This is a genomic window from Paenibacillus macerans, assembly GCF_050565405.1.
Taxonomy (GTDB): Bacteria; Bacillota; Bacilli; order Paenibacillales; family Paenibacillaceae; genus Fontibacillus; species Fontibacillus macerans_B.
The window spans coordinates 114,820-125,211 of the sequence record NZ_JBNYYG010000010.1 but is presented as its reverse complement, the minus strand read 5'-3'; the positions used below and the strand labels follow the sequence as shown (position 1 = coordinate 125,211).

9 protein-coding genes are annotated in these 10,392 nt (G+C 55.7%); 3 read left to right on the top strand and 6 right to left on the bottom strand.

Features of this window, described 5'->3' with window-relative positions:
- Positions 1-297: 297 nt before the first annotated feature.
- From ACQ4N8_RS09440 to ACQ4N8_RS09430, 3 genes are all read left to right on the top strand, one after another.
- A complete protein-coding gene (locus tag ACQ4N8_RS09440) occupies positions 298-1,299 on the top strand; it encodes a LacI family DNA-binding transcriptional regulator (RefSeq protein WP_430704096.1) in 1,002 nt (333 codons plus the stop codon).
- A gap of 128 nt (positions 1,300-1,427) precedes the next feature.
- Positions 1,428-2,837 carry a tagaturonate reductase gene (locus ACQ4N8_RS09435; protein WP_430704095.1) on the top strand — a complete coding sequence of 470 codons (1,410 nt, stop codon included), beginning with the start codon at positions 1,428-1,430 and terminating at the stop codon, positions 2,835-2,837.
- A 13-nt stretch (positions 2,838-2,850) separates the two neighbouring features.
- Positions 2,851-4,338: a UxaA family hydrolase gene (locus ACQ4N8_RS09430; protein WP_430704094.1), complete on the top strand. Its 1,488-nt coding sequence runs from the start codon at positions 2,851-2,853 to the stop codon at positions 4,336-4,338.
- Between the two features lie 265 nt (positions 4,339-4,603).
- On the opposite strand, the gene ACQ4N8_RS09425 is transcribed toward ACQ4N8_RS09430, so the two are convergent.
- The 6 genes from ACQ4N8_RS09425 to ACQ4N8_RS09400 form a co-directional block, all read right to left on the bottom strand.
- Positions 4,604-6,184, bottom strand: a complete 1,581-nt coding sequence (locus ACQ4N8_RS09425; protein WP_430704093.1) for an MFS transporter — start codon at positions 6,182-6,184, stop codon at positions 4,604-4,606.
- A 14-nt stretch (positions 6,185-6,198) separates the two neighbouring features.
- The gene (locus ACQ4N8_RS09420) at positions 6,199-6,849 is read right to left on the bottom strand and encodes a cysteine hydrolase family protein (RefSeq protein WP_430704092.1); all 651 of its coding nucleotides are present in this window, start codon (positions 6,847-6,849) and stop codon (positions 6,199-6,201) included.
- A 21-nt stretch (positions 6,850-6,870) separates the two neighbouring features.
- The gene (locus tag ACQ4N8_RS09415) at positions 6,871-7,908 is read right to left on the bottom strand and encodes an ABC transporter substrate-binding protein (RefSeq protein ID WP_430704091.1); all 1,038 of its coding nucleotides are present in this window, start codon (positions 7,906-7,908) and stop codon (positions 6,871-6,873) included.
- Positions 7,909-7,960: 52 nt separating this feature from the next.
- Positions 7,961-8,860, bottom strand: coding sequence for an ABC transporter permease (locus ACQ4N8_RS09410; protein ID WP_430704090.1), 900 nt, complete (start codon positions 8,858-8,860; stop codon positions 7,961-7,963).
- A gap of 44 nt (positions 8,861-8,904) precedes the next feature.
- The gene (locus ACQ4N8_RS09405) at positions 8,905-9,687 is read right to left on the bottom strand and encodes an ABC transporter ATP-binding protein (protein WP_430704089.1); all 783 of its coding nucleotides are present in this window, start codon (positions 9,685-9,687) and stop codon (positions 8,905-8,907) included.
- A 122-nt stretch (positions 9,688-9,809) separates the two neighbouring features.
- Positions 9,810-10,190, bottom strand: coding sequence for a Na-translocating system protein MpsC family protein (locus ACQ4N8_RS09400; protein WP_430704088.1), 381 nt, complete (start codon positions 10,188-10,190; stop codon positions 9,810-9,812).
- Positions 10,191-10,392: the final 202 nt, after the last annotated feature.

The following is a 10,392-nucleotide window of genomic DNA, read 5'->3' as shown; positions in this document are numbered from 1 at the left end:
AGACTCGAACCCTATTGACCGCCACGCCTTGGCCTGCCTTTATGCACATCGGGTATCTTGTTGGGTTTAATGCAACGCCTATGCTAAATCGACTTAAATGCTCCATTCTATTCGGTTTTTGATATACATTTCGCTGAAATCGACATAAATATCGAATTCATTATAGCGATTTCACAATTTGATAGACAACGTTTATTTTAACGTGTGCAAAGCACAAAATCGTTGACTTATCCAGGAAAATGAGAATACAATGTAATCGTTAAATCATTTATTCATTCCCTATGAAGAAGAGGTCCTATGGTCACGATCAAAGACATCGCAAAAGTCGCCGGCGTTTCGCATACCACGGTTTCCAGAGCGCTGAACGGCAATCCGCTCATTAAGAAAGAAACTCGGAACAAAATTGAAAAGATCGCCGCCGACTTGAATTATGTGCCTAATTTTAGCGCCAAAAGTCTCGTTTTAAAAAAGTCGTATACAATCGGATTGTTTTTCTCAAGCATCGATCAGGGAACCTCGGCCAGCTTCCTTGTTGACGTTATTAAGGGGATCAACCATGGTCTGGATGAAAATTACAGTTTGACCGTGCATGGGATCGACAGCATCAAGCATTTGGACGGCATCTCGCCGCATCGTTTTGACGGGATTCTGGTGATGAGCCAAAGCGATGCGGACAATGAGTTCATTTACCATGTCAAAAGAGCGGGGATTCCTTTTGTTGTTCTCAACCGTCATTTGGAGGATCCAGGGATCATGAACGTGGTTGCCGATGACAGGGGCGGAGTGCGGGAAGCGATCGACTATGCGATTAAACAAGGTCACCGCAGGTTGGCGATGATCGAAGGCAAAACCGGGTTTAAGTCGTCCACGGAACGCAAGCAAGGTTTTCTTGACAGCCTGCTCGCCCACAGCATAGCTTCCAGCTCCGATTATTTTGTGAACGGCGATTACAGCATTGAGAGCGGATACCAAATGATGAATGTTTTGCTTGCTCGGCCGGTCCCTCCATCGCTCGTGTTTTGTGCCAACGACGATATGGCGATCGGCGCGATGAATGCATGTTACGCGGCCCGGGCGGCTGTTCCGGATACGATATCCTTAATCGGATTCGACGACATCGTGTTTGCGCGGTACACGAACCCCGCGCTGACTACCGTACGCAAGCCGATTGCGGATATCAGCGAGCTGGGTACCAAAAAGCTCATCGAACTCATGCAGGAGCCGCACACCAAACCGGAGCAATCTTTGGTAAAAACGACGCTGATGATCCGTCAAACCGTGGTGAAATTAGAAGCTTGAACAAAGGATGTCCATCCTCGGGCTATCGGGATGAAAAAATCGGTTTAAAGAAGAGGTTTCTCTTTTTTAAATAAAAATGTTAACGTGTGCATTCTTTTATTAACCTTTACTAAAGGAGAGACATTATCATGGCACAGACGCTTTCGCGAACTGCTTTTCCTGATTTACCCTCCTATCCCGAACGAGTGATCCAGTTCGGGGAAGGAAACTTTATGCGCGCCTTTGTGGATTGGCAACTGCAGCAAATGAACAACAAGGGGTTGTTCCAGGGCAGCGCGGTCTTGATCCAACCCCTCCAAACCGCCCCAAGTAATCTTTTTGCCGAGCAGGACAATCTCTATACCGTGCTTCTCTGTGGCATTCTGAACGGAGAAAACGTGGACGATCGGGAAATCATGACGAGTGTCAGCCGTCTTATCAATCCGTATACGGACAATGATAGTTTCCTGGCCCTGGCGGAGAATGATCAGCTCGAATTCATTACCTCCAACACGACCGAAGCCGGAATAGCCTACCATCCCGGAGACCGTCTGGAGGATGCGCCGCAACAGAGCTTTCCGGGAAAATTGACGGCATTGCTTTACAAGCGCTTTCAATTAGGTAAAAAAGGCTTTGCCATTATCCCCTGCGAACTGATCGACCGCAACGGCGAGAGGCTGCGCGACATTGTCCGGCAATATGCGGAGGACTGGCGTTTGGGGGCGGATTTTCTGGAATGGCTGGACCGGGAAAATACGTTCTACTGCAGTCTGGTCGACCGGATCGTTCCGGGTTATCCACGCGACAAGGCGGAACAAGTGGCGCAGGAGTTGGGTTACCAGGATAACCTGATGGTTACCGCGGAACCATTCCTGTTCTGGGTTATTGAAGGCCCTGCCTGGCTGGCCGAGCGCCTGCCTTTGGCTCAGGCCGGATTGAATGTCGTCGTCACCGAAGATATGACACCCTACCGTGAACGGAAGGTTCACCTGCTCAACGGCCCGCATACGGCCATGGTTTCCCTGGGATTGCTGGCCGGTCTGGAAACCGTCGAGGACGTAATGAATGACGATGTTTTTTCCGTTTTCGTCAAGCGACTGATTCAGGACGAACTGATCCCTATGCTGGATCTTCCGCGACAGGAATTGCAATCTTATGCCGAAGCGGTGCAGGAACGCTTTAAAAATCCATCCATCCGGCATGAACTAACATCCATTTATCTCAACAGCATTTCCAAATTCAAGACGCGCCTGCTGCCGATCCTGCTGCGTTATCAAGCGGAAAAAGGCCAGCTGCCTCCGTTGATCACGCTGGCCTTCGCCGCGCTGCTGCTCAGCTACCGCGGAGATAAGGTCAAACGCCAGGACGGCGAGGATGTGATCGCCCGCTTCGATCGGGCCTGGGCAGCCCCGCTAACCTTCGTAACGACGATCCTGAAGGAAGAAAGCTTGTGGGGAATGGATTTGACCATGGTGCCCGATCTGGAGAGATCGCTTCAATCATGCCTGACTTTGCTTGAAGAACGGGGAACTCGTTCAGCTTTGACACAACTAGTATAGGAGGATGCGGCAGATGAAAACGCTCATGAAAATGAATCCGCGCGATACGGTCGCGGTGGCGCTTCGCCCAATTCAGGTGGGGGAGAAACTCGAGATCGGCGGGCAGGAGTTGCAAGCGGCGAATGATATCGCACAGGGCCACAAAATCGCCCTTGCTTCCCATGCTTCCGGGGCGGCCGTGATCAAGTACGGCTACCCGATCGGCCATGCCGCGGCCGACATTACCGCAGGTGAATGGGTGCATACGCACAATATTAAAACGAATCTGGCAGGCGAAGAGCAATACGAATATGTGCCGGACCTCAATCCGGTCACCTATCCGAAACGCCGGCTTACTTTTGAGGGGTACCGCCGCGAAAGCGGCAAGGTCGGCATCCGCAACGACCTTTATATCGTACCTACGGTGGGCTGCGTGAACGGGATCGCCGAACAATTGATCACCGCATTCAAGGCGGAGCATCCCGATCTCGGTACCTTTGACAACATCACCGTGCTGAAGCATCCCTACGGCTGCTCGCAGCTTGGCGACGACCACCAGATGACGCGCAGCATCCTGCTGGACGCCGTGCAGCATCCGAATGCCGGCGGCGTGCTCGTGTTCGGCCTCGGCTGCGAGAACAACATCGTCGACGACTTCCGCAGCTTGCTGGGAGGCTATGACGAACGGCGCGTCAAGTTTCTTGTCGCCCAGGAGGTTGAAGACGAACTCGAGGCTGGGCTGGCGCAGCTCGAGGAGCTTTACGAGGCCGCCCGGCAAGACCGCCGCGAGCCGGTTCCGCTTAGCGAGCTGAATGTCGGGCTGAAGTGCGGCGGCTCTGACGGCTTCTCCGGCATTACAGCCAACCCGTTGCTCGGCGCTTTTTCCGATTTTCTGGTCTCCCAGGGAGGCTCCACGATACTAACCGAGGTTCCGGAAATGTTCGGCGCGGAAAAAATGCTGATGGCGCGGGCGGAGAACCGGGACGTGTTCGAGCAAATCGTCAGCCTGATCAACAACTTCAAGCAGTATTTCCTGTCGTACGGCGAGCCCGTGTACGAAAACCCCTCCCCCGGCAATAAAGCGGGCGGCATCAGCACTTTGGAGGACAAATCGCTCGGTTGTACACAAAAGGCCGGGACCGCTCCGGTCGTCGACGTCCTGCAATACGGCGAGAAGCTCCGCAAAAAAGGGCTCAGCCTGCTGCAAGCCCCGGGCAATGATCTGGTAGCCTCCTCCGCCCTGGCCGCCGCCGACTGTCAGCTCGTCCTGTTTACGACCGGCCGCGGCACTCCGTTCGGCAGTTTCGTCCCAACGGTAAAAGTAGCCACCAACAATCAGTTGTTCGACCGCAAGCAGCACTGGATGGATTTTAACGCCGGACCTCTGCTGGAAACGCCGATGGAGGAGGTACTGGAACATTTCATCGCCTACGTTATCGAGGTGGCCAGCGGCCGCAAAACGCGGAACGAAGAGAATGAGGTGCGGGAACTGGCTATTTTCAAAACCGGGGTGACGTTGTAATTGCGCGGGCTTCAGACCATGCTAACGGACCGTAATGACGTTATTTGCCCATTTCCCGATCATTTCCCGCTTTAACGGACTCCAGGGGCCTAATCGGGCTCAAATCAATGCAGTTTACGGTTGTTTGGGCCGAATAACGTCTTTCCGGTCCGTTCATTCGGGAAAACATCGTTTTCCGGCAAAATAACGTCTCTTCGGTCCGTTAACCCCGGCGCCAAAAAAGCCATTGCCCCGGCCGCTTCAGGCCAGGCAATGGCTTTATAAGTTAAGACGACACCGTCTCCTCCCGATGGTGTTGCCGCGCTTGGCGGACGGTAACAAGCAAGAGCAGCAAAGAGGACAATACCAGCGCCAGGCAAAGGACGAATACGGCGTGCAGGCCTGACATGTCCGCCGTTTCGGTCATCCCCGTCATCCCGGCTGCTCCGGCGCCGCCCGCCACGGCCTCTCCCACGGCCGGCCCGCCTGGCCGGCCGTCGTCCTCTCCGGCGAGCAGCGCGCCGCCCGCCGCGGTGCCGAACATCATGCCGAGGTTCCGGGACAAAGCCAACAGGCTGCTGATCAAGCCGAGGTGCCCATTGCCGGCCCGGCCCATGACGAGGCTGGTATTGGGCGACGTGATCATGCCCATGGAAACGCCAAGCAGCACGATCAGCAGGATCAGGAGAAACAGCGGATACGACGGCGAAAGGAAACCGAGGGCCGCCAGCGTGCCCCCCATCGTCAGCAGGCCGGCCGACAGCAGCGGCAGCGAACCCAGCTTGTCCGACAAACTGCCGAACACCGGCGAAGCGACGATCAGCGCCAGCGGGTATCCCATCATGATCAACCCGGCCATCGCCGGCTGCGTGTCCAGCTCATGACGAAGAAACACCGGCAGGACCAACTGCGCCGAAAAAGCGGCCATATACGTCACGATCGTGATCCAGATCCCGGCGTTCGTCGCGGCGTCCCCGAGCAGCTTGACATCGATGAACGGGGAACTGCCTGCACGTTGCATCGGTTCTAGCGGCTTACTGCCCGCCCAAGGCTTGCCAACCTGTATTCTCCGACGCCCGCTCCCGGGCAAATCAAGAGTAGCTGCGCCCGCTCTCCGGCTCCATCGCGGGGATAGGCACCAGGCGGCAAAACCGCCGGCGCAGCACGCGAACAGGAGCAACGGCCCCATCACGGCCGGGGAGTTCCAACCCCACCCGGGGCCCAGGTTGATCGCGGTGACCAGTCCCGTTAGCGCCGCGGCGAATAGCAGCGCTCCGGTCACGTCGATCCGTCCCCGCTCTTCCGGGATATCCTTCGGAATAAAGCGCTGGGCGAGGGCCCATGCCAACAAGGCCGCGCCGGCCAACAGCCAGAAGCACGTTTCCCACGAAAACCACTGAATCAGCACGCCGCCCAGGCTTGGCCCGACCATCGAACCGGCGGCGACGAAAGTGCTGATCAGTCCCAGCGCCTTCCCCCTTTTTTCCGGAGGGAACAATGAAACAATCAACGCCATATTCGTCGCCTGGTACATCGAGGCGCCTACACCTTGCACGATCCGGAAGAAAATCAACCAGCCCAGCGACGGCGCAAACGCGCACCCTAGCGCCCCCAGCGCGAAGCCGAAGTAACCCAGATTATGCACGAACCGCCGGCCGCGGGTATCTCCCAGCCGCCCCATGACCGGCAGCAGCACGGAAATGACCAGCAGATACGATGTCACGACCCACTGTGCGGCGGCGATGTCGACCGCATAATCGCGGGCGATATCCACCAGGGCGATGTTGAACATCCCGGCGGATAAATTGGACAGAAACGCGCCCGTGCAAATAATGTATTGAACCAGCGCGCGAGTTTTATCATTCATGACATTCACCGGCTTTAAGATCGCGTCATCGTCATTGGGTTGGCCGGCTCTTTCCACGCTCGATCCCACAGGGAAACCACGTGGCGGGCCTCCGTCACTTCGCCGAAATAACCCGCGATATTTTCCACCGTCATCTCATGGGCTTGTCTCGAATAAGACGCGCAGGCATCGCTAAGCAGCACGATATGATAATCCAGCATAAATCCGTCCCGCGCCGTCGATTCCACGCACACATTGGTGCTGACGCCGGTCATGATCAGCGTCTCGATCTTTTGGCTGCGCAGCACCGAATCCAGCCGCGTATTCACGAAGGCGCTGTAGCGGTGCTTATTGACGACCGCCTCGCCCGGCTCCGGCGCAACCTCGAAAAAGTCGGCGCCCCAGGTACCGGTCCGGCACACCTCGGACGACCGGCCGCTCGAGCGGTCTTTCCAGGCCTCGGAATCCGTCGCTTCCTCATGAAAGGTCTGGATAAAGATGACCGGCACGCCGAGTCGTCTCGCCGCCGCCAGCAGACGGTGCAAATTCGGCATCATGCCGCTTACGGCTCCAACGTCGTTGCCCACCTTGGCCAAGGCTCCTTCCGGATGGCAGTAATCGTTCTGCACGTCCACCACCAAAACGGCCGAGCGGCTGTGCAGCAGCTTTTGCTCCAACTTGTTCACTGACCTTCACCTCGCGTTCCCTTATTTGGATTGATTGACGAACTGCATGTCGACCAATTGGTCGTAAGCATAGTCCCCCGTAAAAATGCCGGTTTTGATCAGCACGTCCATGTCCTGCCTTACCGCCGCTTCCGTGATGAATCCGTCCGGGCTCCAGAGGCTGTCCGCGTAGGCGCGGTCGAGAGAAGCCTGAATGGCGTTGTCCGATAGCGTCGGGAACTCGGCCTTCATGTTTTTCATGGCCAGCTCCTTATCGTTTTTGACCGCTTCCAGCGCTTCGATGATGGCGTCGGTAAATTTCCGTACCGTTTCCGGGTCCTTTTCGATCGTCGACTTCTTCACGCTGAGCACGGAATAGGAGAAATCGCCGAAATCATGAAACTTGTAAAAAGGCTCTCCCCAGACGTCCTTGGAAATGCCGTCGCTGATTTGCGGCTCGGCGCCGTTGCCGATGTCCGCCGCTCCCTGCTGCACCATCGTCACGACAGTCGACGCGTCGGCCGGCTCAAGCAGCGTCACGTCTTTTTCTGGATCCAGCCCCAGGTAAATCAGCAAATACCGGATCAGCAAATTCGGCGTGCCTCCGTGGCGCCCAGCATTGATTTTTTTACCCTCGAAAAACGCCTTCAAGTCCGCCTCCGAATCGCCGGCAGGGGCCAGCCCCTTCTTGGCCACCAGGTAAACGTTGGCCCGGTTGACGACGTTTACGATCGAAACGATCGGATCGGAATTTTTGTTGTTGGCCAGCGCATTGGACTCCGTCCCGCCGATGACGCCCCACGCGTCGCCGCTGACCACCGCGGTGACGTGAGCCCCGCCGGCGGCCTGGATCACTTCCACGTCCAGCCCCCGCTTCTCGAAGTACCCTTCCCGCTGGGCCAAATAAAGCGGAAGATACCCCGTCGAGTGAACCGGTTCGGCGATCACGATTTTTTTCAGGTCTCCGCCGCCCCCGGCCGCTTTCGCCGTCGGCTCGCCCTTTTCGCCGCCGCACCCCGCCAGTAATCCTCCGGTTAACGCCAATAACAGCAGCAGCGGTAACGTTTTGCTTTTTCTCATGCGAGTTCCCCCTCAACTTAAATTCTCCGGTTCAGCCGGGTTACGGCCGTGCCTATTTCACACCCAACCCTTTGGACAACGCTTTTTCGAGGAGTACCACCCCCCAGTACATCACGATGGAAAGCACCGACAAAACCATCACGCCCACCCAAACCAGATTGATATCGAGGATCGTGCCCGCGTACATGATCATTCGGCCGACGCCTTGGCTGGAGGCGATGAATTCGCCGACGATCGCTCCCGCCAGCGCCAAAGCGATGTTGATGCGCAAGCTGCTGATGATCCACGGCATCGACCACGGAATCACGACTTTGGTAAACACTTGCATCCGTTTCGCCCCGAGCGAATACATCAGCTTTTCCATATCCGGGTCCACGCTTTTTACTCCGCTGTAAGCCGATAAAGCCGAGACGACGATCGTCATGGAGAAGGCGAGCGCCACTTTGGAGAAAAAGCCGATGCCCAGCAGAATGACGAGCACAGGCGCCAGCGCCAGCTTGGGCATGGCGTTCAAAATGATCAGGTAGGGCTCGCTGATGCCGGCGTAGCTCCGCGACCACCAGAAGGAAAGGCCGAGAAGCGCGCCGCATAACGTGCCGAACGCGAAGCCCAGCACCGTTGAGCCGGACGTATAAGCGATATCGGAAAGCAGGGAGCCTTCCGTCATCTGCAGCCAGGCCGTTTGCACGATCGCGCTCGGGTTGCTCCAATAGTAAGCGTCAAGCCAGCCGATGCGGGTAAACGCCTCCCATACGACGAAGAGCAGGACGGCAACGGCCAGCCTCCCCCACCCGATCACCCGGGACCGCCGCCGATTCGACTTTTCTTCATCGTGAATCAGCGGAAGCGGCTTGGAATCGGGCGCGGGCTTAACCGTCTTCCCCACCGTTTCCACAGCCTCGTGAGGCAGCGAATGGATCACAAAAGCCGATTTTCGCACAGTTTCTTCCATACTTCATCCCTCCTATTTTTTGCGGATGTTGCGGCTCTCACATCTCACAACGCGATATCCTCTTCGGCATGCCCCGCCGATAGCTGGTCGAGCAACAGATGCTTGAGTTCCATGAAATCGGGCGAGGTCATGTCCTCCGTCTTGCGCGGACGCTCCATCGTCACCGTGATTTTCGTTTTGACCCGGCCCGGACGCGGGGAGAACACGTAAATGTCGTCGGACAAATAAATCGCCTCGTCGATGTCATGCGTTACGAACAGTACCGTTTTGCCGAAGTCGGTCCAGATTTGCAGCAGCCAATTTTGCATCGTCAGCCGGGTTTGGGCGTCCAGCGCGCCGAAAGGCTCGTCCAGCAAAATAATGTCCCGGTCGTACAGCAGCGTGCGCAATAATGCGGCCCGCTGGCGCATCCCTCCCGACAGCTCCTTGGGATAATGCTTGTCAAATCCCTTGAGCCCGTATTTCTCCATCAGCGGCAGGGCCCGGTCCACGGCTTCCTTTCTGGGTACCCCCCGGACTTCCATGCCGAGAATAATGTTGTCCAGGATCGTCCGCCAGGGGAGCAGCATGTCTTTTTGCAGCATGTAGCCGACGTATCCCGTTTTACCGACGATATTTTGCCCATCCGCCAGCACCTCTCCGGTCGATGGCGGGATGAGCCCGGCAATGATGTTAAACAATGTAGACTTGCCGCAGCCGCTGGGGCCGATAATGCTGACGAACCTCCCTTCTGCGATCGTTAAATTCGTTTCCTGCATGGCGGGAATGTCCTGACCGTTTCTGCGGAACCACTTGCTTACGCCGGCAATTTCGATTTTGTGCCGCATGTCTCATCTCCTCCTTGAACTTCAACTCGTTATTGGCTATAAAAAAATCGCCAGTCGAGGCCCATAGCGCATCCTATATGATGCACTGCGAGTCTAAACTGACGATTGGCCGGCTCTTTCGATCACCGAAGTTCCAGCGGTTCCTTCAGATATTGCTCCACGTCGCGATCCAAGACCACGATCGTACCGGAAAATTCGGTCTCCGCATCGTAATCTTTGAGTACTGCGACGATATTCAATTGAAATTGACGTTCGAGGGCCGCCTTGATTTCCCGCTTGAACACCTGAAACAACAGGTAATCCAGCTGCCTGGTGGCCTGGGGATAATCCTCGTCCAAGAGCTTCAAAACCGGCACTCGTCCATTCAATGAGATAATCACGATTTTGTTGCCGACGAAATCCACCTTTTGCTGTTTTACGCCCACGTTAAATATTTGCTTATTTATCGCGTTGTAAATCCTCAAAATGTCCTGCTTCCATTCGCCAGCCGTTGATGCCGCCATTTCCACACGCCCCTTTTCACGTTAAGTAATCTACCATTAAATTGGGGGGGGTGATCGTATAAACTAGCAATCTTGTGTATTATTATAGGCGAATCAAAGCTAATGTCAATATATTTACGCTAAAATAATTAAAACTTAACTCTGTGGCGTTATATTATGTAACACAAAAGCACTATTCAATCATGCCATGTATGAGCGTGGC